Source organism: Stenotrophomonas sp. AS1 (assembly GCF_048957655.1).
GTDB lineage: Bacteria > Pseudomonadota > Gammaproteobacteria > Xanthomonadales > Xanthomonadaceae > Stenotrophomonas > Stenotrophomonas bentonitica_A.
The window spans coordinates 1-22,754 of the sequence record NZ_JARVXM010000002.1 but is presented as its reverse complement, the minus strand read 5'-3'; the positions used below and the strand labels follow the sequence as shown (position 1 = coordinate 22,754).

At 66.8% G+C, this 22,754-nt stretch carries 19 protein-coding genes, 1 tRNA gene and 1 pseudogene; 19 read left to right on the top strand and 2 right to left on the bottom strand.

Annotation, left to right across the window (positions count from 1 at the left end; genetic code table 11):
• Window positions 1-16: 16 nt before the first annotated feature.
• From ftsH to PV764_RS03460, 14 genes are all read left to right on the top strand, one after another.
• Entirely contained in the window at window positions 17-1,957 is a 1,941-nt protein-coding gene (gene ftsH, locus PV764_RS03525) for an ATP-dependent zinc metalloprotease FtsH (RefSeq protein WP_019183323.1), read from the top strand.
• 100 nt (window positions 1,958-2,057) lie between these two features.
• On the top strand, window positions 2,058-2,243 hold the full coding sequence (locus tag PV764_RS03520) for a hypothetical protein (RefSeq protein WP_019183322.1): 186 nt from the start codon (window positions 2,058-2,060) through the stop codon (window positions 2,241-2,243).
• Window positions 2,244-2,325: 82 nt separating this feature from the next.
• Complete coding sequence (folP, locus tag PV764_RS03515) at window positions 2,326-3,225, top strand: dihydropteroate synthase (RefSeq protein WP_046273633.1); 900 nt, start codon at window positions 2,326-2,328, stop codon at window positions 3,223-3,225.
• The gene (gene miaA, locus PV764_RS03510) at window positions 3,225-4,178 is read left to right on the top strand and encodes a tRNA (adenosine(37)-N6)-dimethylallyltransferase MiaA (RefSeq protein ID WP_421116199.1); all 954 of its coding nucleotides are present in this window, start codon (window positions 3,225-3,227) and stop codon (window positions 4,176-4,178) included. Before folP ends, miaA begins: the two co-directional genes overlap by 1 nt.
• Window positions 4,179-4,285: 107 nt before the next feature.
• Entirely contained in the window at window positions 4,286-4,567 is a 282-nt protein-coding gene (gene hfq, locus PV764_RS03505; RefSeq protein WP_019183319.1) for an RNA chaperone Hfq, read from the top strand.
• Window positions 4,568-4,593: 26 nt separating this feature from the next.
• Entirely contained in the window at window positions 4,594-5,904 is a 1,311-nt protein-coding gene (hflX, locus tag PV764_RS03500; protein ID WP_019183318.1) for a ribosome rescue GTPase HflX, read from the top strand.
• A 176-nt stretch (window positions 5,905-6,080) separates the two neighbouring features.
• The gene (locus tag PV764_RS03495; RefSeq protein ID WP_019183317.1) at window positions 6,081-6,575 is read left to right on the top strand and encodes a CinA family protein; all 495 of its coding nucleotides are present in this window, start codon (window positions 6,081-6,083) and stop codon (window positions 6,573-6,575) included.
• Window positions 6,576-6,611: 36 nt separating this feature from the next.
• Window positions 6,612-8,291, top strand: coding sequence for a 2-polyprenylphenol 6-hydroxylase (ubiB, locus tag PV764_RS03490; protein ID WP_019183316.1), 1,680 nt, complete (start codon window positions 6,612-6,614; stop codon window positions 8,289-8,291).
• 403 nt (window positions 8,292-8,694) lie between these two features.
• Window positions 8,695-9,345, top strand: a complete 651-nt coding sequence (lexA, locus tag PV764_RS03485) for a transcriptional repressor LexA (protein WP_019183315.1) — start codon at window positions 8,695-8,697, stop codon at window positions 9,343-9,345.
• Between the two features lie 203 nt (window positions 9,346-9,548).
• Window positions 9,549-10,589, top strand: a complete 1,041-nt coding sequence (recA, locus tag PV764_RS03480) for a recombinase RecA (RefSeq protein ID WP_026069798.1) — start codon at window positions 9,549-9,551, stop codon at window positions 10,587-10,589.
• 110 nt (window positions 10,590-10,699) lie between these two features.
• Entirely contained in the window at window positions 10,700-11,191 is a 492-nt protein-coding gene (gene recX / locus PV764_RS03475) for a recombination regulator RecX (RefSeq protein ID WP_019183313.1), read from the top strand.
• Between the two features lie 108 nt (window positions 11,192-11,299).
• The gene (alaS, locus tag PV764_RS03470) at window positions 11,300-13,948 is read left to right on the top strand and encodes an alanine--tRNA ligase (RefSeq protein ID WP_421116198.1); all 2,649 of its coding nucleotides are present in this window, start codon (window positions 11,300-11,302) and stop codon (window positions 13,946-13,948) included.
• Between the two features lie 144 nt (window positions 13,949-14,092).
• Window positions 14,093-14,296, top strand: coding sequence for a carbon storage regulator CsrA (gene csrA, locus PV764_RS03465; protein WP_019183311.1), 204 nt, complete (start codon window positions 14,093-14,095; stop codon window positions 14,294-14,296).
• Between the two features lie 81 nt (window positions 14,297-14,377).
• Window positions 14,378-14,470: transfer RNA gene (locus PV764_RS03460), tRNA-Ser, on the top strand.
• 71 nt (window positions 14,471-14,541) lie between these two features.
• On the opposite strand, the gene PV764_RS03455 is transcribed toward PV764_RS03460, so the two are convergent.
• The gene (locus PV764_RS03455) at window positions 14,542-14,919 is read right to left on the bottom strand and encodes a VOC family protein (protein WP_421116197.1); all 378 of its coding nucleotides are present in this window, start codon (window positions 14,917-14,919) and stop codon (window positions 14,542-14,544) included.
• A 186-nt stretch (window positions 14,920-15,105) separates the two neighbouring features.
• Between PV764_RS03455 and PV764_RS03450 the strand changes: the two genes are divergently transcribed.
• The 3 genes and pseudogenes from PV764_RS03450 (at window position 15,106) to PV764_RS03440 (ending at window position 19,471) form a co-directional block, all read left to right on the top strand.
• Window positions 15,106-15,786: an ankyrin repeat domain-containing protein gene (locus PV764_RS03450; protein ID WP_421116196.1), complete on the top strand. Its 681-nt coding sequence runs from the start codon at window positions 15,106-15,108 to the stop codon at window positions 15,784-15,786.
• A gap of 117 nt (window positions 15,787-15,903) precedes the next feature.
• Window positions 15,904-17,052, top strand: coding sequence for an aldo/keto reductase (locus PV764_RS03445; protein ID WP_046273628.1), 1,149 nt, complete (start codon window positions 15,904-15,906; stop codon window positions 17,050-17,052).
• Window positions 17,053-17,334: 282 nt separating this feature from the next.
• Window positions 17,335-19,471 (top strand): annotated as a pseudogene (locus tag PV764_RS03440) (TonB-dependent siderophore receptor).
• 58 nt (window positions 19,472-19,529) lie between these two features.
• Here PV764_RS03440 and PV764_RS03435 read toward each other — a convergent pair.
• A complete protein-coding gene (locus tag PV764_RS03435) occupies window positions 19,530-20,231 on the bottom strand; it encodes a pirin family protein (protein WP_070427099.1) in 702 nt (233 codons plus the stop codon).
• 140 nt (window positions 20,232-20,371) lie between these two features.
• Between PV764_RS03435 and PV764_RS03430 the strand changes: the two genes are divergently transcribed.
• Both PV764_RS03430 and PV764_RS03425 read left to right on the top strand, forming a co-directional pair.
• Complete coding sequence (locus tag PV764_RS03430; RefSeq protein WP_421116195.1) at window positions 20,372-21,298, top strand: LysR family transcriptional regulator; 927 nt, start codon at window positions 20,372-20,374, stop codon at window positions 21,296-21,298.
• A gap of 155 nt (window positions 21,299-21,453) precedes the next feature.
• Window positions 21,454-22,599, top strand: a complete 1,146-nt coding sequence (locus PV764_RS03425) for an alpha/beta fold hydrolase (protein WP_421116194.1) — start codon at window positions 21,454-21,456, stop codon at window positions 22,597-22,599.
• The last annotated feature ends 155 nt before the right edge of the window (window positions 22,600-22,754 follow it).

The following is a 22,754-nucleotide window of genomic DNA, read 5'->3' as shown; positions in this document are numbered from 1 at the left end:
ACCGGAGCCAATGAGGATGAACGACTTGACCAAGAACCTCCTGCTATGGGTGGTCGTCGCCGTCGTGCTGATGGTGGTCTTCCAGAGCTTCTCGCCGAAGAGCAGCGGAGCCGGCGCGCAGGGTGCGACGTATTCGCAGTTCCTCGACCAGGTGGACAGCGGCAACATCCAGAAAGTAGTGCTGGGCGAAATGCGCGGCGGTGCCAATGATGTGACCTACACCACCCGCAGCGGCCAGACCAGCACCATCACCGCGCCCTACGATCGCGACCTGATCAACGTGCTGCGCGGCAAGAAGGTGGAATTCGAGCAGGCGCCGCCGTCCAGCGGCATCTCGCTGGGCGCGATCCTGATGAACTTCCTCCCGGTGATCCTGATCATCGGCTTCTGGATCTTCATCATGCGCCAGATGCAGGGCGGTGGCGGCGGGGCCAAGGGCGCGATGTCCTTCGGCAAGTCGCGCGCCAAGCTGCAGGGCGAAGACCAGATCAAGGTCACCTTCGCCGATGTCGCCGGCTGCGACGAGGCCAAGGAAGAGGTTGGCGAACTGGTCGACTTCCTGCGCGACCCGACCAAGTTCACCAAGCTGGGCGGCAAGATTCCGCGCGGCGTGCTGATGGTCGGCCCGCCGGGTACCGGCAAGACCCTGCTGGCCCGCGCCATTGCGGGTGAGGCCAAGGTCCCGTTCTTCTCGATCTCCGGTTCGGACTTCGTGGAAATGTTCGTCGGCGTCGGCGCCAGCCGCGTGCGCGACATGTTCGAGCAGGCCAAGAAGCAGGCCCCGTGCATCATCTTCATCGATGAAATCGACGCCGTCGGCCGTCATCGTGGCGCCGGCCTGGGCGGCGGTCACGACGAGCGCGAGCAGACCCTGAACCAGCTGCTGGTCGAAATGGACGGTTTCGAGGGAGGCGAGGGCGTGATCGTCATCGCCGCCACCAACCGTCCGGACGTGCTGGATCCGGCGCTGCTGCGCCCGGGCCGTTTCGACCGCCAGGTCGTGGTCGGCCTGCCGGACGTCAAGGGCCGCGAGCAGATCCTCAAGGTGCACATGCGCAAGCTGCCGCTGGCCGACGATGTCGAGCCGATGGTGATCGCGCGCGGTACCCCGGGCTTCTCCGGTGCGGACCTGGCCAACCTGGCCAACGAAGCGGCGCTGTTCGCGGCGCGTGGCGGTGAGAAGGAAGTCCGCATGGACCACTTCGACCGTGCCCGCGACAAGATCCTGATGGGTGCCGAGCGCCGTTCGATGGCGATGAGCGAAGAAGAAAAGACGCTCACCGCGTATCACGAAGCCGGCCATGCCATCGTCGGCCGCCTGGTGCCCGAGCACGATCCGGTCTACAAGGTCACCATCATTCCGCGCGGCCGTGCGCTGGGCGTGACGATGTACCTGCCGGAAGGCGACAAGTACTCGATGAACCGCGTGGCGATCGAATCGCAGCTGTGCTCGCTGTACGGCGGCCGTGTGGCCGAGGAGCTGATCTTCGGCACCGACAAGGTCACCACCGGTGCCTCCAACGATATCGAGCGCGCCACCAAGATGGCCCGCAACATGGTCACCAAGTGGGGCCTGTCCGACGAGCTCGGCCCGATCGCCTACGGTGAAGAGGACGATGAAGTGTTCCTCGGCCGTTCGGTGACGCAGCACAAGAGCGTGTCCGACGATACCGCGCGCCGCATCGACGAAGTGGTCCGCAGCATCCTGGACAAGGCTTACGCCCGTACCACCGAGCTGCTGACCGCCAACCTCGACAAGCTGCACACGATGTCCCAGCTGCTGCTGCAGTACGAGACCATCGATGCGCCGCAGATCAACGCCGTGATGGAAGGGCGCGATCCGCCGCCGCCGGCGGGCTGGGGCAAGTCGGCCAGCAACAAGGATGGCGGCAACAACGACAAGGGCGGCGATGCCCGTCCGGTCGCCCCGATCGCCGGCCCTGCCGAACAGATCTGAGTGTTGCCCACGTAAGTGACGAAGGCCGGGGAAACCCGGCCTTCGTCGTTTCCGGCGGGTCATAATGTGGCTCTGTTTTCGTTCCCGTTCTGGAGTCGCCATGTCCGCACCCCCACCGCAGCCGATCTCGCACACCACTGAAATGGTGATCGCCACGATCATTGGCGTGGCCATCGGCCTGACCCGCGACAACTTCCTGCTCGGCGCCGGCATCGGCATCGCCGTCGGCGTGCTGATGAGCATCGCCAAGACGGTCTACGTGGAGCGCAAGCGCCGCCAGCGCTGAGGGCAGGCTTCGTCAGCGCGACCGGCAGGCGCTCGCGTGGTCCGGCGTAAACTACGCGCTGGCGTACTTCGTGGATCTGCCCATGTTCGACATTTCTCCCCAGCTCGATTGCGGCGGCCGCCTGCTGCGGCTGGATCGCCCGCGGGTCATGGGCATCGTCAATGTCACCCCGGATTCGTTTTCCGACGGCGGTGAGCACGACAGCGTCGAGGCCGCGGTCGCACACGGCCTGCAGCTGGTGGCCGAAGGTGCCGACCTGCTCGACATCGGCGGCGAGTCGACCCGGCCCGGCAGTGCGCCGGTGCCGCTGGACGAAGAACTGCGCCGGGTCATCCCGGTGATCGAGCGCCTGGCGCGCGAAACTTCCGTGCCGATCAGCATCGACACTTTCAAGCCCGAGGTGATGCGTGCCGCCGTCGCCGCCGGTGCCGGCCTGATCAATGACATTCATGCGCTGCGCCAGCCCGGTGCGCTGGAGGCTGCCGCCGAGCTCGGCGTGCCGGTGGTGTTGATGCACATGCAGGGCGAGCCGGGCAGCATGCAGGACACCCCGCACTACGACGATGTCGTCGCCGAGGTGCATCGTTTCCTGACCGAGCGCATGTTCCAGGCCGAGATGGCCGGCGTCGCCAAGAAGCATCTGGTCATCGATCTGGGCTTCGGCTTCGGCAAGACCACCGAACACAACATGATCCTGCTGGCGCGCTCGGACCGTTTCCTTGAGCTCGGTGTCCCGATGCTGGCTGGTCTGTCGCGCAAGCGCAGCATCGGTGAGCTGACCGGTCGTGAACAGCCGCGTGACCGCGTGGCCGGTTCGGTCGCCGCGCACCTGATCGCTGCCCAGCGCGGCGCAATGCTGCTGCGCGTGCACGATGTCGCGGCCACGGTCGATGCCCTGAAGGTGTGGGCGGCGGTAGATGCCGTGCCGATGCCGCGGGCGCCGGCCGCACCGGCGATGCCGCGCTGGTCGGACGAGGACTGATGGCCGTCGACCAACGCCCGCTTGCGATCGCGGTGATGGGGCCGACCGCGTCGGGCAAGACCGCCACCGCGATCGCGCTGGCCCAGCAGTTGAACGGTGAGATCGTCAGCGTCGATTCGGCCCTGGTCTACCGCGGCCTGGATATCGGTTCGGCCAAACCCGACGCCGCCGAGCGCGCCCAGGCCCCGCATCATCTGCTCGATGTGCGCGACCCGTGGCAGACCTATTCGGCGGCAGAGTTCGCCGGCGACGCTGCCCGGGCCGTGCGCGACATCATTGCGCGCGGCCGCACGCCGATTCTGGCCGGTGGCACCGGGCTGTACTTTCGTGCCCTGCTGCAGGGCCTGTCGCCGATGCCTGAAGCCGATCCGGCGATGCGCGCGCAGATCGCCGCCGAGGCGGGCGGGCAGGGCTGGGCGGCGATGCACGCCCAGCTCGCCGGCATCGATCCGGCAGCGGCGAAGCGCATTCACGCGACCGATCCACAGCGCATCCAGCGGGCGCTGGAAGTCCATCGCCTGACCGGCACCCCGATCAGCGAATGGCAGAAGCTGCCTGGTGTGGACCGGCTGCCGGTGCGGGCGCTCAAGCTGGTGTTGGCCCCCCGCGAGCGCAAGGTGCTGCACCAGCGCATCGAAACCCGGTTCGACGCGATGCTGGATCACGGTTTCCTGGACGAAGTCCGCGCGCTGCGCGCCCTGCCGGCCATGGCCGGGGTGGCCGCGCCGCTGGATCTGCCGGCCGTACGCGCGGTCGGCTACCGGCAGGCATGGGAATACCTGGACGGGCAGGGGACGGCCGCCGAGTTCCGTGAGCGGGGTATCCAGGCCACCCGGCAGCTGGCCAAGCGGCAGCTGACCTGGTTGCGCGGGGAGCTTGATGCGCGCTGGTTCGATCCCCATTTAGAGAAGGCTTCCCTGGCGGATGCGGTGTCGACCTTCGTCGCACGCTGAGTCCACGCCGCCACCCACCCGCCCCGTGTACCATCAAGGGTTCCGGCGGGCGGCGGGGGCCGTGGCAACTGCCGGAAGACCATAAAAACAATAATCAGGAGTGTGCAATGTCCAAGGGGCAATCGCTGCAGGATCCGTTTCTGAATGCACTTCGGCGCGAACGTGTGCCGGTGTCGGTGTATCTGGTCAATGGCATCAAGCTGCAGGGGACGATTGAATCGTTCGACCAGTTCGTGGTGCTGCTGCGTAACACGGTGAGCCAGATGGTGTACAAGCACGCCATTTCGACCGTGGTACCGGCACGCAATGTGAAGGTCGGGCCCGGTGGTGGCTATGTGCAGTCCAATGATGGCGCCGAAGGCGTCCAAGGTGATGACGACGTTGAGTGACAGTGTGAAAATTTCTGGAGAACTGCGTGTTTGACCGTTCCAAGCGAGGCGAACACGCACTCCTGATCCAGCCGCATGCCGGCCGGCTTGAAGATGACGTGCTTGAAGAGTTCACCGATCTGGCCCGCTCCGCCGGGGCCAGCATCGCGGCCACGTTGACCGCGCGCATCGATCGGCCCAATCCGTCGATCCTGATCGGCAGCGGCAAGCTGGACGAGGTCAAGGCCGCGGCCGAGGCCACCGGCGCTGATCTGATTCTGGTCAACCACGCCCTGTCGCCGGGGCAGGAGCGCAACCTGGAGCGGTTCCTGGAGCGGCGCGTGATCGATCGCACCGGGCTGATCCTGGATATCTTCGCCCAGCGTGCGCGCAGCCATGAAGGCAAGCTGCAGGTGGAACTGGCGCAGCTGCGCCACATGTCCACGCGGCTGGTCCGCGGCTGGACCCATCTGGAGCGCCAGCGCGGTGGTTCCATCGGCCTGCGTGGCCCGGGTGAAACCCAGCTGGAAACCGATCGCCGCCTGCTGCAGAAGCGGGTGGAGCAGCTGCAGAAGAAACTGGAAAAGGTGGAAGTGCAGCGCACCCAGATGCGCCGTGCCCGCCTGCGCAGCGAACTGCCCCGCGTCGCCCTGGTGGGTTACACCAACGCCGGCAAGTCGACCCTGTTCAACGCGTTGACTGGCGCCGAGGCTTACGCGGCGGACCAGCTGTTCGCGACGCTGGACCCGACGGTGCGCCGCATCGCGCTGCCCGGTGGCAGCGTCGTGCTTGCCGATACCGTCGGTTTCGTCCGCGACCTGCCGCATGACCTGGTGGCTGCGTTCCGCTCGACCTTGTCTGAAGCCCGCGAAGCGGACTTCCTGCTGCACCTGGTCGATGCCGCCGATCCGCACCGTGAGGAGCGCATCGCGCAGGTCGATGAGGTGCTGACTGCCATCGGCGCGGGCGATCTGCCGCAGCTGCTGGTGTTCAACAAGATCGACCGCATCGACGGGGCCGAGGTGCGCCACGATGGCCAGGACGGCATTCCCGACAGCGCCCGTCGCGAACGGGTCTGGATTTCCGCCCGCGACAACGTGGGCCTGCCGCTGCTGCAGTCCGTGCTGGGCAAGCGCCTGGGCCTGCAGCACGTCAGTGGCGAGCTGCGGCTGCCGCCAAGTGCCGGTCGCCTGCGGTCGCGTCTGCACCAGCTGGAGGTCGTGCGCAGCGAAGCAACCGATGAAGACGGTTGGCTGCTCCAGGTTGAGATTCCGATCGCCGAGGCCGAGAAGCTGGCGGCCGGCGAGGACGGCGAACCGATCCGCGCCATGCTCCCGGAAAAACTTCCGGAGTGGTGAGGGGGGCGCCGGCCGCTGGCCGGCACCCACGATCCTGAGGTAGTGCCGGCCGCTGGCCGGCATCGCATGATCCTGAGGGAACGCGACCCTCCGTCGCACCCGGCGACACACGACATCACCCACGATTTCGGCTAAAACTGGGGGCGTTCGTTCCCCCCGTTGATCCAGGATTCCCCATGACCGTTCCTTCCGACGCCGAGCTCGGCGCCCTCGCCAGTGACGTGGGCCAGCGGCTGCAGCAGGCCTCGCTGCAACTGGTGACCGCCGAGAGCTGCAGTGGCGGCTGGATCGCCAAGGCGATGACGGATATCGCCGGTTCCTCGGCGTTCTTCGATTGCGGCATGGTGGTGTACAGCTACGAAGCCAAGCAGCGTCTGCTTGGCGTGCGTGCGCAGACGCTGGAGCAGTTCGGCGCGGTCAGCCGCGAGACCGTGCTGGAGATGGTCTCCGGCGCATTGATCAATTCCGGGGCGGGCATCGCCGTGGCGGTGACCGGGATCGCCGGGCCGGGCGGCGGCAGCGAGGACAAGCCGGTCGGCAGCGTCTGGATCGGCTGGAAGGGCCGGGGCGGCTACGCCCGTGCGCAGTTGTTCCAGTTCGACGGCGACCGCGAAGCCATACGGCGGCAGACCGTACAGCAGGCGCTGACGGGAATCTTCCCCCTGTTGTGACATCCTGACCGCGTGTGCTGACAGGAGAGTGGGCCGATGTGGGAAACGCTGGGTACTGTGCGTGACCTGGGGCGATTGCAGGAAATCGCGTCGGTCCTGATCCGCTATGGCTTTGGCGACCTGGTGCGCCGGATCGGCCTGGCCGATGTGCTTGAGCGTGCCGGCCGCCTGCTGCACTGGAACGACACCCAGCAGATGCTGCGGATGACCGCGCCGGTGCGCGTGCGCCGCGCGATGGAGGATCTGGGTCCGACCTTCGTCAAACTCGGCCAGGTGCTGGCCACCCGCGTGGACCTGTTCCCGCCCGACTGGATCGCTGAATTTTCCGAACTCCAGAACGCGGTACCGGCGCTGCCGTACGCGCAGGTGCGCGACCAGCTGGAGCGCGACCTGGGCGCGCCGGCGACGGAGGTGTTCGCGTGGCTGGATGAAACCCCGATGGCCGCCGCTTCGCTGGCACAGGCCCATCGCGCGACCCTGCATGACGGCACTGCCGTGGTGCTGAAGATCCGCCGCCCCGGCATCCGCGACGTGATTGAAGCCGACCTGCGCCTGCTGGCGCGGCTGGCCGAGATCGTGGAGGCGCGGCTGCCCGATCTGCAGCGCTACCGCCCGGCCGAGGTGGTGCAGCAGTTCCAGGTGTCACTGCGCCGCGAGCTGGATTTTGCCGCCGAATGCCGCAATGCCGAACGCATCGCGCGCAACTTCCAGGGCCGCAATGACATCCTGATTCCCAATGTGCACTGGCAGTGGACCTGCGAAAGCCTCAACGTGCAGGACTTCGTTGATGGTATTCCTGGCCGCGACCTGGCCGGTGTCGATGCAGCCGGCCTGGACCGTGTGCAGCTGGCCCGGACCGGGGCGCGCATCGTGCTCAAGATGGTGCTCGAGGATGGCTGTTTCCACGCCGACCCGCACCCGGGCAACATCATCTACCTGCGCGACGGCCGGATCGGCGTGATCGATTTCGGCATGGTCGGCGCGATTTCCGAACAGCGCCGCTTCCAGGTCGCCCAGCTCCTGCACGGCCTGGTCACGCAGGAGCCTGAGCAGGTGGCCGACGTCCTGCTGGACTGGGCCGGTGGCGTGGAGGTGGACGAATCGCGGCTGCAGCAGGACATCAGCACGTTTGTCGACCAGTACCGCGGGGTGCCGCTCAAGGACCTGCACATGGGCCTGATGCTGGGCAACATCACCCAGCTGCTGCGCCAGTACGCGCTGACCCTGCCGGCCGATCTGGCCCTGATGATCAAGACCTTCCTGACCCTGGAAGGGATGGGCCGCCAGCTTGACCCGCAGTTCGACATGGCCAGTGCCGCGCGTCCGTACCTGGAACGGGTGATGTGGCAGCGTTACTCGCCCGGCGCCATGCTCAAGCGCGGCAAGCGCAGCCTGGTGGGAGTGATGGACCTGGTCGGCGACCTGCCGCGCGATGTCCGCCGACTGCTGCAGATGGCGCGCCGCGGGCGGCTCCAGCTCAAGGTCGAGACCACCGCGCTGCAGGGCTTCGGCGACCAGGTCAACCGCGCCGCCAATCGGCTGGTGATGGGCATCGTGACCGCTGCGCTGATCATCGGCTCCTCCATCGTCATGCACAGCGTCGGCGGCGTCTCCAGCCGCTGGCTGCTGGCGCTGGGCGTGGCCGGGTTCATCGGTGCCGGCTTCTGCGGCGTGTGGATACTGTTCTCGATCTGGCGCAGCGGCAAGAACCCCTAGGGTTCTTGCCGCTGGGATCCGAAGGATCCCCGCAACGTGCCGCCAACGCCGCACGTCGCGCGTAGAGCCGACCGTTGGTCGGCTGCTCTTGGCTGGCTAGCTGCCTGGCTCGGCCGGTCATCGTTTGCCCCAGGTAGCGCCACGCCATGCGTGGCTGCTCCCCATCCGGCGCCAGGAATGCCTGACCCAGGAAATGGCAGAGGCTCAACGCCGGAGGGATGGCCGCAAGCGACACGCGCCCGCAGCGCCAGGCATTGCCGTGCTGCGCGCGGTCACCGACCAACGGTCGGTGGCTACAGGCGTCGCCGGCGGCTTCGGCCGGGGCCCGGACCGCCGTCCTTGTAATGGCTCTTGCTCTGCGGGCACTTGCGTGCCCGCATCGTTAGTAGTAATACTACTAACCATGGACCTGACCGATACCCAGCAGGCGATCCTGCAGTTGATCGCCGAGCGTATAGAGACCGATGGCGCACCGCCGTCGCAGACCGAAATCGCCCGCGCGTTCGGCTTCAAGGGCGTCCGCGCGGCCCAGTACCATCTGGAAGCGCTGGAGCAGGCCGGGGCGATCCGCCGCATTCCGGGCCAGGCCCGCGGCATCCGCCTGGTCCAGGCACCGGCGCTGCAGAGCGGCCTGCCCGAATCGCTGCCCGCCTCGGCGCTGCCGGACCACGTCCTGCGCCTGCCGGTGCTGGGCCGGGTCGCGGCCGGTCTGCCGATCGGTGCGGACATCGGCTCGGATGACTTCGTGGTCCTGGACCGGGTGTTCTTCTCGCCCGCGCCGGATTACCTGCTGAAAGTGCAGGGCGATTCGATGATCGACGAGGGCATCTTCGACGGCGACCTGATCGGCGTGCACCGCACCCGCGACGCGCGCTCCGGCCAGATCGTGGTGGCCCGCATCGATGACGAGATCACGGTCAAGCTGCTGAAGATGGGCAAGGACCGGATCCGCCTGCTGCCACGCAATCCCGATTACAAACCGATCGAAGTGCTGCCGGACCAGGACTTCGCGATCGAAGGCCTCTATTGCGGGTTGCTGCGGCCCAACCGCTGACCCTGTTTCCCCTGAATCACGCGCGGTCTTTTGTGGCACATCTCTGGTTTTGCTGAGGTTGGTACGGATGTCCGATAATTTTTTTCCGAACGCGGGGCAGAATCTCAGCCCGTGCGATACGCCAGCCTTAAAGTGAACCCATGGCCAAGAAGACTTCCAAAGACAGCACCTCCACCGATACGACCTCTGCAAGGACCACTCCGATGGACGAAAACAAAAAGCGCGCCCTCACCGCCGCGCTGAGCCAGATCGAAAAGCAGTTCGGCAAGGGCGCCGTGATGCGCATGGGCGACCGTGTCGTCGAGGCGGTCGAGGTCATCCCTACCGGTTCGCTGATGCTGGATATCGCACTCGGCATCGGCGGCCTGCCCAAGGGCCGTGTGGTGGAGATCTACGGTCCGGAATCGTCGGGCAAGACCACCCTGACCCTGCAGGCTATCGCCGAATGCCAGAAGAAGGGCGGTACCGCCGCCTTCATCGATGCCGAGCACGCGCTGGACCCGATCTACGCCGCCAAGCTGGGCGTCAACGTGGACGACCTGCTGCTGTCGCAGCCGGATACCGGTGAGCAGGCGCTGGAAATCGCCGACATGCTGGTGCGCTCCAGCTCGGTGGACATCGTGGTGGTCGACTCGGTCGCCGCGCTGACCCCGAAGGCTGAAATCGAAGGCGAAATGGGCGACCAGCTGCCGGGCCTTCAGGCCCGCCTGATGAGCCAGGCGCTGCGCAAGCTGACCGGCAACATCAAGCGCTCCAACACCCTGGTGGTCTTCATCAACCAGCTGCGCATGAAGATCGGCGTGATGATGCCGGGCCAGAGCCCGGAAGTGACCACCGGCGGCAACGCGCTGAAGTTCTACGCCTCGGTCCGCCTGGACATCCGCCGTATCGGCGCGATCAAGAAGGGCGACGAGATCATCGGCAACCAGACCAAGATCAAGGTGGTCAAGAACAAGCTGGCGCCGCCGTTCAAGCAGGTGATCACCGAAATTCTGTACGGCGAAGGCATCAGCCGCGAAGGCGAGCTGATCGATATGGGCGTGGAAGCAAAGCTGGTCGAGAAGGCCGGCGCCTGGTACAGCTACGGCGAAGAGCGCATCGGCCAGGGCAAGGACAACGCCCGCGGCTATCTGCGCGACAACCCTCAGGTTGCCCAGCGTCTGGAAGCCGAGCTGCGCGAGAAGTTCCAGCCGGAAGAAGCCGTGCGTGAAGGCGGCGACGACGCCGAAGACGACGCCGAGTGAGTTTCCTGCGGGGCAGGGCGGCGCCGTCAGTGACGCCTGCCCTGGCCCGCAGTTCCACGAATCCCCGACGGGATGGCGCCAAGGATGGCGCACTGTAATGAAAGGCGGCCATGCACGATTCCGATCCCCCCGCACCCCGGCGCAAGCGCCGTGTCCAGGAACAGACGCCGGTCCAGCGGGCGTTGGGGTTGCTGGTGCGCCGCGAGCATTCGCGCAAAGAGCTGACCCGCAAGCTGCAGGCCCGGGGCATCGAGAACGAGGCCGCCGAAGCGGCGGTCAGCAAGCTGGCCGAGGCCGGCTGGCAGGACGACACCCGCTTTGCCGAGAATCTGGTCCGGATCCGGGCCAATACCGGCTATGGGCCGATCCACATCCGCGCCGAACTGGGCACACATGGCCTGGACAGTGATCAGATCGCTGCCGCCATGGATACTTTCGAAGGCGACTGGACCGAGAACGCCCGCGACCTGGTCTGCCGCCGTTTCGGCGAGGCCGGCCCGCAGGAACTGCCACAGCGGCGCAAAGCGGCCGATCTGCTGGCCCGCCGCGGCTTCCCCGGCGACAGCATCCGCCAAGCCACCCGTTACGACCCTGAGGACTGAGCGGCCCGGGCCTGATACCCTTTGTGGTTTCGGCGGTCCTGCAGTTGACACCCGGCCATTGGGGCTGCGTGCCAGGGACTGACCGGCCCGCACAAAGCCAGCCCCCCCATGAACGCATCCGTCAAATTCACTACCTCCCAGATCCGCAGCGATTTCCTTGAGTTCTTCAGGGGCAAGGGTCATACGATCGTGCCGTCGGCGCCGTTGGTGCCGGGCAATGATCCGACCCTGCTGTTCACCAATTCCGGCATGGTGCAGTTCAAGGACGTGTTCCTTGGCGCCGAGAAGCGCAGCTACGTGCGCGCGGCCGACGTCCAGCGCTGCCTGCGCGCCGGTGGCAAGCACAACGACCTGGACCAGGTCGGTTACACCGCGCGCCATCACACCTTCTTTGAAATGCTGGGCAACTGGTCCTTCGGCGATTACTTCAAGAAGGATGCCATCGCCTGGGCATGGGAGCTGCTGACCCAGGTCTGGAAGCTGCCGGCCGAGCGCCTGCTGGTCACCGTCTACCAGACCGATGACGAGGCCTACGCGCTGTGGCGCGACATGGTCGGCATTCCGGAATCGCGCATCGTGCGCATCGGCGACAACAAGGGTGCGCCGTTCGCCTCGGACAACTTCTGGCAGATGGCCGAGACCGGCCCGTGCGGCCCGTGTACCGAGATCTTCTATGACCATGGCGACCACATCGCCGGCGGCCCCCCGGGTTCGCCGGATGAAGACGGCGATCGCTTCATCGAGATCTGGAACCTGGTCTTCATGCAGTTCGACCGCCAGCCCGACGGCACCCTGGTGCCGCTGCCGGCGCCGTGCGTGGATACCGGCATGGGCCTGGAGCGTCTGGCCGCGATCCTGCAGCACGTCCATACCAATTATGAAATCGACCTGTTCCAGGCGCTGATCCGCAAGGCCAGCGAGCTGACCGGCATGGCCGATCTGGAGAACAAGTCGCTGCGCGTGATCGCCGATCACATCCGCGCGTGTTCGTTCCTGATCGTCGATGGCGTGCTGCCGTCCAACGAAGGCCGCGGCTATGTGCTGCGCCGTATCATCCGCCGCGCGCTGCGCCATGGCTGGATGCTCGGCGTGCGCCAGCCGTTCTTCAGCAAGCTGGTGCCGACCCTGGTCGAGCAGATGGGCGTGGCCTATCCGGAACTGCCGGCCCAGGTCGACACCGTCGTGCGCGCCCTGCAGGCCGAGGAAGAGCGTTTTGCTGAAACGCTGGATTCGGGCATGAAGATCTTCGACGACGTCGCGGCCAAGGTCAGCAACGGCGTGATTCCGGGCGTGGATGCGTTCCGCCTGTACGACACCTACGGCTTCCCGCTCGATCTCACCCAGGACATCGCGCGCGAGCGTGACCTGACCGTGGACATCGACGGCTTCAACGCCGCGATGGAGACCCAGCGCGAGACCGCGCGCGCGGCCGGCAAGTTCGGCGGCGGCGTGACCCTGTCGGCCGATCTGGTCGCCACGCTCAAGCCGACCGTGTTCCTCGGGTACGACCGCCTGCAGGCAGACGACCTCACCGTGGTCGCCATCCTCAAGGACGGCCGCCCGGCGGAGACCGCCCAGGCCGGTGACGACGTCATCGTGCTGACCAACCAGACCCCGTTCTACGCCGAATCCGGCGGCCAGGTCGGCGACAACGGCACCCTGACCGGCGCGGGCGTGCAGGTGGACATCCGCGACACGCAGAAGTTTGCCGGCCAGTTCCATGGCCATGTGGGCACGCTCACCCAGGGCAGCCTGAAGGTCGGCGACGTGCTGTCCGGCCAGGTCGATGGCCAGCGCCGCGGCGCCACCATCCTCAACCACTCGGCCACCCACCTGCTGCATGCCGCCCTGCGCGAAGTGCTGGGCACCCACGTGCAGCAGAAGGGCTCGCTGGTTGCGCCTGATCGCCTGCGCTTCGACTTCTCGCACTTCGCGCCGATCAGCGCCGAGGACCTGGCGATCATCGAGCGCAAGGTCAACGAGCAGGTGCGTGCCAACAACGCAGCCGAAGTCCACAACATGGGCATGCAGGAAGCGCTCGACTTCGGCGCGATGGCACTGTTCGGCGAGAAGTACGGCGAGCACGTGCGCGTGCTGAAGATGGGCGACTACTCGACCGAACTGTGTGGCGGTACGCATGTCTCGCGCACCGGCGACATCGGTCTGTTCAAGATCACCGCCGAAGGTGGCGTGTCCTCCGGCGTGCGCCGTATCGAAGCGGTGACCGGGCAGGGCGCCCTGGATTACGTGGCCCATGAAGAAGCCCAGCTGAGTGAAGCGGCCGCACTGCTCGGCGGTAACGCCGGTGACGTGGTCGACAAGATCCGCCAGCTCGGCGAGCGCCAGAAGAAGCTCGAGCGCGAACTCGACGCGCTCAAGGCCAAACAGGCCGCGGGCGCGACCGCCGATCTTGGCGCCGGCGCAGTGGAGGTCAAGGGCGTCAAGATCCTGGCCGCGCGCCTGGAAGGCTTCGATGCCAAGGCCCTGCGCGATGCCATCGACCGCCTCAAGCAGCAGCTCGGTGATGCGGTGATCGTGCTGGCCGGCACCCAGGACGGCAAGGCGGCCCTGGTCGCGGGCGTGAACGGCAGCGCAATGGGCAAGGTCAAGGCCGGGGAACTGTTGGCCCATATCGCCAGTCAGATCGGGGGCAAGGGCGGCGGCCGCCCGGACCTCGCCCAGGGTGGTGGTGAGGACGGGCCCGCCCTTGCTTCTGCACTGGCCGCCGTCGTCGACTGGGTCACCCCCCGTATCTGAACAACCTGACGGTTCCTGCTCCTTGAAGGGGCGGGAGGCCTGACGGTACTATGGCGAATCTTTTCCCGTTGTCGTGGGGCGCTCTTGCCGGGGCGCCAAGCCGGTGGGGAAATGCCACCACCGGTTCCCTGGAGACTTGAACAAATGTTGATCCTGACTCGCCGCGTAGGCGAAACCCTGATGATCGGTGACTCGGTCAGCGTGACCGTGCTCGGCGTCAAGGGCAACCAGGTGCGTATCGGTATCACCGCTCCGAAGGACGTGGCCGTGCACCGCGAAGAGATTTACCAGCGCATCCAGCGCGGTGATGAGCCGAATGCATCCGGAAGTGAAAATTCTTCGGATTAAGGCTTTACCTGAGGGCGCGGAAAACGTTATTATTCGCGCCCCCGCTGAGATGATTCATCGCAGTGGCGGACCAAGAACACTGGAGCGGTGCCCGAGTGGCTGAAGGGGCTCCCCTGCTAAGGGAGTATAGGGCTTAAAACTCTATCGAGGGTTCGAATCCCTCCCGCTCCGCCAGTTGTAGAAAAGGCCTTCGTACGCAAGTACGGAGGCCTTTTTCTTTGTGCGATCCGGTTGCGCGATCTGGTTCACTCCACCGACTTGCAGACCGCTTCGATGCGATGCCCGTCCGGGTCGATCAGGAAGGCGGCGTAGTAGTGATCGTCATACTCTTCGCGCAGCCCCGGCGCCCCGTTGCAGGTGCCGCCAACCGCCAGTGCATCGCGGTGGAACGCGTCCACCGCCTGGCGCGAGGGCGCCCCGAAGGCCACGTGGAATCCGGCGCCCGGGGGCGAGGCATCGGCCCGCAGCTTCAGGCACAGAAGATCCTCATCTTCGACATATCCATATCCGATCGCGTCGTCGTCTTCGAAGACGCGGCGCATGCCCAGCGCACCGAGCGCGGCATCGTGGAAGGCGGCGGCACGCGCGAGATCGCGCACGCCCAGTGAAAGGTGATGCAGCATGGTGGCGCGCTTCCGTGTGGGATATGGCGCGCAGCGTCGCATGAAACCGGCGGAACGCGCGTCGGCCGACGCATTCGGATGGCGAATGCAGTCGATCCCCAATCTTCATTGGTGCCGGCGCGGCGGCTCGGCTACGGTCGTTCTCCAGCGGCGCCCACCGGGCGCCCCCGTGGAAGGAGCAGGAACATGTCGATGGGAAGGAGGTCGCTACGCGGCTGGGTGGTCATGAGCCTGCTGATGGGCATGGTCATGCCGGCCGGTGCCGCTTCGTTGGATGAGCGGCTGCATCGGGCAGCGGAGAAGGGCGATGCCACTGCAGTGCGTACGCTGCTGGGGCAGGGCGCCAGAGTGGATGCGCGCGGCGTGGCGAAGGCGACACCGTTGCTGGTTGCGACCCACCACAATCACGTGGAGGCCGCGCTTGCGCTGATCCAGGCGGGTGCCGACGTCAATGCCAAGGATGCGATCCAGGACAGCCCCTATCTCTACGCCGGTGCCCGCGGGCATCTCGAGATCCTGCGCGCGACCCTGGCGGCCGGTGCGGACCTGAAGAGCACCAACCGCTACGGTGGCACTGCACTCATTCCGGCGGCCGAACGCGGGCACGTGGAGACCGTGGCGACGCTGATCGCTGCCGGCGTCGAGGTGGATCATGTCAACAACCTGCAGTGGACCGCGCTGCTGGAGGCGATCATCCTCGCCGATGGCGGCCCGCGGCATGTCGAGATCGTCCGTCAGCTCATCGCGGCGAGCGCGGATGTGAACCTGCCCGACGGTGACGGCGTGAGCCCGCTGCAGCATGCACGCCAGCGCGGGTACCGCGCGATCGAGACGCTGCTTCTCGCCGCCGGCGCTGCCCAGGGCTGAGCATCCGCACGGCGGGGGGGGGGTAGCAATGTTGCCGCTGCCTTGACGCGGCAACGGCATGCTCTGCACCAGCGTTCTGCGACGCTGTGCGCTTCCCCCGCAGAATCAGGAGTCGCCGTGAACGCACGTCGCCACTTCCTCTCCGTTGCCGCCGCCGGCACCGCCGCCTTCGCCGCTTCACCGTTGATGGCGCAGTCGTCCGGCCCGGGCAGCGTCCTGCCCACCCGTGGCCAGGCCTCGACGAAACCCTTGCCCGGCAACCCGGCGCAGCAGGGCAGGCGCTATCGTCCGCAGACCCGTCTGGGCCTGGGCGGTGTCGCGATCGGCAATGGCTTCGCGGCCGCCAGCGACGCACAGAGTGAAGCCACGCTGGCAGCGGCCTATGCGGCAGGCGTGCGCTATTACGACACGTCACCCTGGTACGGGCTCGGCCTGAGCGAGCGCCGCTACGGCCATCACCTGCACAACCACCCGGCGCGCGAGTACACGCTGTCGACCAAGGTCGGCCGGCTGCTGACCGCGACCGCCGGAGAGCTGCAGGAGGTGATGTGGAAGGATCCCTCGCCGTTCCATTACCGCTACGACTATTCCGCCGACGGCACGCGGCGTTCGGTGGAGGACAGCCTCAACCGGCTTGGTGTGTCGCAGCTGGACGTGGTCTTCATCCATGATCTGTCGCCGGACAACGAGAAAGATCTCGGCATGCCGTGGGAGCAGCGCTTCGCGGAAGCGGCGAAGGGCGCGATGCCAGCGCTGACCCGCATGCGCGAGGAGGGCTTGATCAAGGCGTGGGGCTTCGGTGTGAACCGTCCCGAGCCCGCCCTGCGTGCGGTGGCCGAGGCGGATCCGGACATCTTCCTGCTCGCCTGCCAGTACTCGCTGCTCGACCACGAGCAGGCCCTGCATGACACCTTCCCCAAGATCGCCGCACACGGAGCATCGGTAGTGGTCGGCTCGCCGCTGCTGGCCGGCTACCTGGCTGGGCGCGATCGCTATCTGTATGACGGCAAGGTGCCGTCGTGGGCGCCGGAAAAGCGTGCCAGGGTGCAGGCCATCTGTGATCGCCATGGCGTGGACCTGCGCACCGCGGCGCTGCAGTTCGCCGATGCGCCGGAGGTGGTCTCGGCGGTCATTCCGGGCGCGCGCACGCCCGAACAGGTGCTGGCCAACGTCGCTTCCATGTCCGTTGCGGTGCCGGGCGCCTTCTGGGCAGAGCTCAAGCAGGAAAAGCTGATTGCCTCCGATGCGCCGGTGCCGCGCGGCTGACCAGGCGGTAGCGCCGGCAGATCGCTTGAGCTGATCGGCACGCCTACCCGACCCACCACGCCCCGCGCCCAGTGGGGTGTGGGCGGGCGCCGTCCGCGTCCCTGGGCGGGCTGGCCTTCCGCTGGCCCTCCGGATGCGGCATCATGCCGCCCATTCGTTCCCTCCAGCCGCCGCCAGAGGAGTCCCTTCCTGCCTGGAGGCATTGCCGTGTCCGTCGTTCCGTTCCGTGTTGCCCCGATCCATTCGGGTCGCCGTCGTACTGTTCCCTCGATCTCCCCGCTGATGCAGGCGATGGGCTGCGTGCTGGGCCTGGCCCTGTCCGCGTCTGCCGTGCAGGCCGAAGCGGCGCCGGCGGGCGAGGCACCTGCCAAGGACGGCGCACAGACCCTGCAGACCGTGCAGGTCACCGCCAACCAGCTCGGCACCGTGACCGAGGGCAGTGATTCGTACACGCCCGGCACGATCGCCACCGCGACCCGCCTGGTGCTCAGTCCGCGCCAGACGCCGCAGTCGATCAGCGTGATCACCCGTCAGGAAATGAACGACTTCGGCCTCAATGGCATCGATGACGTCATGAAGGTCACGCCCGGCGTGAGCATCGTCACCTACGACAGCGAGCGCACCGAGTACTACGCGCGCGGCTTTGCGGTGCAGAACTTCCAGTACGACGGCATCCCGATGGCGCGCGATTCGGCCTACTCGGCCGGCAACACGCTCAGCGACATGGCCATCTATGACCGCATCGAAGTGCTCAAGGGCGCCACCGGCCTGCTGACCGGCATGGGCGACCCGGGCGCGACCATCAACCTGGTGCGCAAGAAGCCGACCCGCGAACTGGCTGGCAGCGCCACGCTGGGCGTGGGCTCGTGGGACAGCTATCGCGCCGAGGTCGATGTCGGCGGGCCGCTCACTGAAAGTGGCCGCGTGCGCGGCCGCGTCGTGGGCGCCTACCAGGACAAGCATTCCAATGCCGACCACTACCAGCGCAGCAATGAAGTCTTCTACGGCATTCTCGAGGCCGACATCGGCGAGAGCACCCTGCTGACTGTCGGTGCCGATTATCAGGACAGCGATCCGGAAGGCTCCAGCTGGGGTGGCATTCCGCTGCTGGACAGCGAGGGCAACTTCAACAGGATGCCGCGCTCGTTCAACAACGGCGCACGCTGGAGCCGCTGGGGCCAGTATGCCCGTACCGGCTTCGCCACGCTGGAGCACACCTTCGCCAATGACTGGGTCGCCAAGTTGCAGCTCAATCACCGGTCAACGGGTATGACGCCTCGCTGGGCGCGGCGGCCGGTGGCAATCCCGATCCGGTCACCGGTGAGGGCGTGAGCATGTGGCTGGGCCAGTACATCGGCAAGACCACCAGCAATGCGGCCGATCTGTACGTCAGCGGAAAGTTCGAGTGGTTCGGCCGGCAGCACGAGCTGGTCGTCGGTGGCAGCGTGTCGCGCAAGCGCTGGGTCAACAACGGCTACTCGCCGCAGCCGGGCTATGTCAGCAGCGTTGCCGACTACTAGCCTGGACCGGCGATGTGCCCGAGCCGGATTGGCAGTGGGGCTACGGTGACAACCAGGTCACCCGCGAAAGCGGTGCCTACGTGGTGGGCCGTTTCGACCTGGCCGATCCGCTCAAGCTGATCCTCGGCAGCCGCATCGCCAACTACAAGTCTCCGGATACCGACGAGAGCGGCGTGGTCGTGCCGTATGCCGGCCTGGTGTACGACCTCAATCGCAACTTCTCTGTGTTCGCCAGCTACAGCACCATCTTCAAGCCGCAGGGCAACCAGGACGAACAGGGCCGGGTGCTGGATCCGATGGAAGGGCGCAGCTACGAGGCCGGCCTGAAAGCGGAGTTCTACGACGGCCGACTCAACGCCAGCGCGGCGGTGTTCCAGCTGGAGCAGGACAACTACGCGCAGCCGACCGGCGGCAGGACGCCGAGTGGCGGGATCGCCTATGAAGGCCTGATGGGCGTGCGCACCAAGGGATATGAGCTGGAGGTGTCCGGTCAGCTGGCGCCGGGCTGGCAGGTGCAGGGCGGCTACGCGCACAAGATCGCGCGCCAGCAGTCCGCCAAGGTCTCCACGCTGGAGCCGGAAGACCAGTTCAGCGTGCACACCAGCTACCGGCTCACCGGTGTGGCTGATGGCTGGAGCCTCGGCGGTGGCGCGCGCTGGCAGGGCAGCACCTTCGGCACCATCACCAACCCCGCCACCGGCGGGAGCCAGCTCCATCGCACCGAGCCCTACTGGCTGCTCGATGCCATGGCGCGTTACCAGTTCAATGACCAGCTCTCGGCGACGCTCAACGTCAACAACCTGCTGGACAAGCACTACTACACGATCTTCAGCTGGTACAGCACCTACACCTGGGGTGAGCCGCGCAACGTCCGGCTGACGCTGAACTACAGATTCTGATCCACGCAACGAACGACACCCCGGGCAACCGGGGTGTCTGCGTTTCCGCGCCTGGTGATTACAGCGCGACGTCGAACACGATGACTTCCGCATCATTGGCGTTCTCCAGCGTCAGCTGCGCTTCGTCGCTGACCTGCAGCGCATCGCCGGTTTCCAGGGTGATGCCGTTGACCTGCAGCTGCCCGCGGGCCACCTGTACATAGGCGCCGCGGCCCGGGGCCAGCGGCAGGTGGACGCGGTCGTCACCGTCCAGGATCGTGGCGTAGAGGTTCGCGTCCTGGTGGATCAACAGCGAGCCGTCACGGCCGTCGCGCGAGGCGATCAGGCGCAGCTGGCCGCGCTTGGTCTCCGGCGCGAAGTGGGTCTCCTGGTAGCTCGGGGTGATGTTCTCCTGATCGGGGAACAGCCAGATCTGCAGGAAGTGCACCGCCTCGTCGGCCGAGTGGTTGAACTCGCTGTGGCTGACGCCGCTGCCGGCGCTCATGCGCTGCACATCGCCGTAGCGCAGCACCGAACCGGTACCCATCGAGTCCTTGTGCTCCAGCGCGCCGCCGAGCACGTAGGAGACGATCTCCATGTTGCTGTGGCTGTGGGTGCCGAAACCCTGGCCGCCCTGGACGCGGTCTTCGTTGATCACCCGCAGCGGCCCGAAGCTGACGTAGCGCGGGTCGTAGTAGTTGGCGAAGGAGAAGGTGTGCATGGAGTTCAGCCAGCCATGGTCGGCCTTGCCACGGGTGTTGCTCTTGCGGATCTGCAGCATGGGAATCTCCTGGGTGTTCGATGGTTTCGATGGCGGTCCGGGGTGGTCGCTGCCGTTCCCTTCCCTGTTGCGGCCAGTATCCGCTTGCTCCGGCCGCTTGAAAAACGGATAGTTTCGCAAGCCATCATCGAAAATTTCGAATGCTCAAGCTCAGCCTCGACGCCCTGCAGATCCTGGATGCCATCGACCGCCGTGGCTCGTTCGCCGCGGCCGGCAAGGCCCTGCACAAGGTGCCCTCGACCATCTCCTACACGGTCGCCAAGCTGGAAGAAGACCTGGGCGTGCAGCTGTTCGACCGGGTCGGGCCGCGCGCGCACCTGACCCCGGCCGGGGAGGCGCTGCTGGAAGAGGGGCGCCATCTGCTGCGGGCCGCCCGCGAGCTGGAGATGCGGGTGCGGCGCGTCGCCTCCGGCTGGGAAGCCGAGCTGACCGTGGCGGTCGATTCGATGTTCGTACCGGCGCTGCTGGCCGAGGACGTACGAGCCTTCAATGCGGTGGCCGAACAGACCCGGATGCGGCTGATCACTGAATCGCTCTCGGGCACGTGGGAGGCATTGCTGGACCGGCGCGCGGACCTGCTGGTGGGCGCGGCGGGTGAGGGGCCCAGTGGCGGCGGCTATGTAGTCGAGCCGATGGGCGTGGTGCGCTTCGTGTTCGCCGTGTCGCCCTCCCATCCATTGGCGGCCGCGCCCGAACCGTTGGGCCGTGAGCAGCTGGCCACCCACTGCGCGATCGCCGTGGCCGATTCGGCACTGCGGCTGCTGCCGCGTACGGTGGGCCTGCTGATGGGGCAGGAAACGGTCACCGTGCCGGACATGGTCAGCAAGTTCCGCCTGCAGTGCGCCGGGCTCGGTTTCGGTTTCCTGCCCGAGCCGTATGTGCAGCAGGCGGTGCGGGACGGCCGGCTGGTGATCAAACAGGTCGAGGAACCCAAACCGGACGAAACGTTCTGGCTGGCCTGGCGCACCGGCGAGGAGGGGGCCGCATTGCGCTGGTGGCGGGAGCGGCTGCAGCGCCCGGAGGTGCTGGCGGGCTGGTGGCCCACCATGGAAGGCTGGCTGGGCTGATCGCAGGCCGGGCAGGGGCCTGCGGCGATGCCGCTGCCCGTCCGTTCAAGCTGAATGTTGGCTTGGCTGTCATGGGATGGTCATCTGGATGCGATAGAGCGGCGCTTGCGTGATCGGTACCCTGCGCGACTCGTCTGGTTTTTCCGATTCTGCCCATGAAGCGCTTGCTGCTGTTGCTGCTGGCCGGGGCTGGCCTGTGGCTGGCTGCCTGCTCTTCCTTGACCTCCACCGCTGCCTCGACCTCGTTGAGTGATCGCCTGATCGCGCCCGGCGGCGTATCCACGCTGCTGGACATGCCGCGCATCGCCGAAGCGGTGGAGAGCGTGCCCAACCGGCATGGCCGGGTGACCGGGCGCGCGGGCGTGCCGATCTTCTGGCGTGCGTTCGACCCGGGTCAGTACGGGCTGCATTACCAGTACCTGGCCCAGCAGCACGACAACGGCGAGCCGCTTCGCACCGGCATGGCGCTGGACCTGCCGCACCCGTTCCGGGCGCAGGCACCGCGCGGCACGGTGGTGCTGCTGCACGGCTGGATGATGAACGGTGATGCGATGCTGCCGTGGTCGCTGCAGCTTGCGCAGTCCGGCTACCGCGTGGTCACCATCGACCTGCGCAACCACGGCCATTCGGGTGCGGGACCGTCGGGCTACGGCACCTTCGAATCGGACGACGTGGTCGATGTCATCGCGGCGCTGAAGGCGCGTGGTGAAGTGGTCGGGCCGTTGTACCTGTTCGGGGTGTCCTATGGCGCTGCCACTGCGCTGTTCACCGCCGACAAGCTCGGCGACCAGGTCACCGGCGTGGTGGCGATGGAGTCTTTCGCCAATGCCGGCGATGCCATTCGCAGCATGATCCCGCACCTGATGTCACTGCAACCGACGGCATGGAAAGCGCAGGCGATGGCCGCCTACGGACGTTGGCGCTATGGCGGTCAGGATATCGACCAGGTGATCGCCGCCGCCAGCGAGCGGCTGGACCTGGATCTGGACCGCGTCGATGTCACCCGCGCGCTGGCCGACAGCCGCGCCTGCGTGCTGCTGTTGCATGGCCAGGACGATCAGCATGTACCGGTCGGGCAGGGGCGCCGCCTGGCGGCCGCCAGCCCGCGCGTGCACTACATCGAGCTGCGTGGCGAAGACCACATCACGCTGCCGCTGCGCGTGGATCTGCTGGGCAGTGTGGTGGATGACTGGCTGGCGCATGACGACCACGCCGGTGGTGCGTGCCCCGCGCCGGAACTGCCGGGTGAAGCCGACCTGATGGCGATGCAGGCGGCCCGGGCACCCGCACCGCAGGGTTGACCTCCCGGTAGTGCCGGCCGCTGGCCGGCTCCAGGTGATCGTCCAACATTCATGAGAGCCGGCCAGCGGCCGGCACTACCCGTCACTGTCGAATGGCAGCCGGCGCCAACGCAAAAAAAAACAGCAACCGATGGCTGCTGTCTTCGTCGATGCAA

Excerpts from the sequence above, each read along its gene's own strand:
- PV764_RS03450 (WP_421116196.1), top strand. The coding sequence starts at position 15,106 with ATGTCGATGGGAAGGAGGTCGCTACGCGGCTGGGTGGTCATGAGCCTG.
- PV764_RS03495 (WP_019183317.1), top strand. The coding sequence starts at position 6,081 with ATGACCGTTCCTTCCGACGCCGAGCTCGGCGCCCTCGCCAGTGACGTG.
- ubiB (WP_019183316.1), top strand. The coding sequence starts at position 6,612 with ATGTGGGAAACGCTGGGTACTGTGCGTGACCTGGGGCGATTGCAGGAA.
- PV764_RS03425 (WP_421116194.1), top strand. The coding sequence starts at position 21,454 with ATGAAGCGCTTGCTGCTGTTGCTGCTGGCCGGGGCTGGCCTGTGGCTG.
- csrA (WP_019183311.1), top strand. The coding sequence starts at position 14,093 with ATGTTGATCCTGACTCGCCGCGTAGGCGAAACCCTGATGATCGGTGAC.
- hfq (WP_019183319.1), top strand. The coding sequence starts at position 4,286 with ATGTCCAAGGGGCAATCGCTGCAGGATCCGTTTCTGAATGCACTTCGG.
- PV764_RS03435 (WP_070427099.1), bottom strand. The coding sequence starts at position 20,231 with ATGCTGCAGATCCGCAAGAGCAACACCCGTGGCAAGGCCGACCATGGC.
- PV764_RS03455 (WP_421116197.1), bottom strand. The coding sequence starts at position 14,919 with ATGCTGCATCACCTTTCACTGGGCGTGCGCGATCTCGCGCGTGCCGCC.
- lexA (WP_019183315.1), top strand. The coding sequence starts at position 8,695 with ATGGACCTGACCGATACCCAGCAGGCGATCCTGCAGTTGATCGCCGAG.
- PV764_RS03520 (WP_019183322.1), top strand. The coding sequence starts at position 2,058 with ATGTCCGCACCCCCACCGCAGCCGATCTCGCACACCACTGAAATGGTG.
- alaS (WP_421116198.1), top strand. The coding sequence starts at position 11,300 with ATGAACGCATCCGTCAAATTCACTACCTCCCAGATCCGCAGCGATTTC.
- recX (WP_019183313.1), top strand. The coding sequence starts at position 10,700 with ATGCACGATTCCGATCCCCCCGCACCCCGGCGCAAGCGCCGTGTCCAG.
- ftsH (WP_019183323.1), top strand. The coding sequence starts at position 17 with ATGAACGACTTGACCAAGAACCTCCTGCTATGGGTGGTCGTCGCCGTC.
- folP (WP_046273633.1), top strand. The coding sequence starts at position 2,326 with ATGTTCGACATTTCTCCCCAGCTCGATTGCGGCGGCCGCCTGCTGCGG.
- recA (WP_026069798.1), top strand. The coding sequence starts at position 9,549 with ATGGACGAAAACAAAAAGCGCGCCCTCACCGCCGCGCTGAGCCAGATC.
- miaA (WP_421116199.1), top strand. The coding sequence starts at position 3,225 with ATGGCCGTCGACCAACGCCCGCTTGCGATCGCGGTGATGGGGCCGACC.
- PV764_RS03430 (WP_421116195.1), top strand. The coding sequence starts at position 20,372 with ATGCTCAAGCTCAGCCTCGACGCCCTGCAGATCCTGGATGCCATCGAC.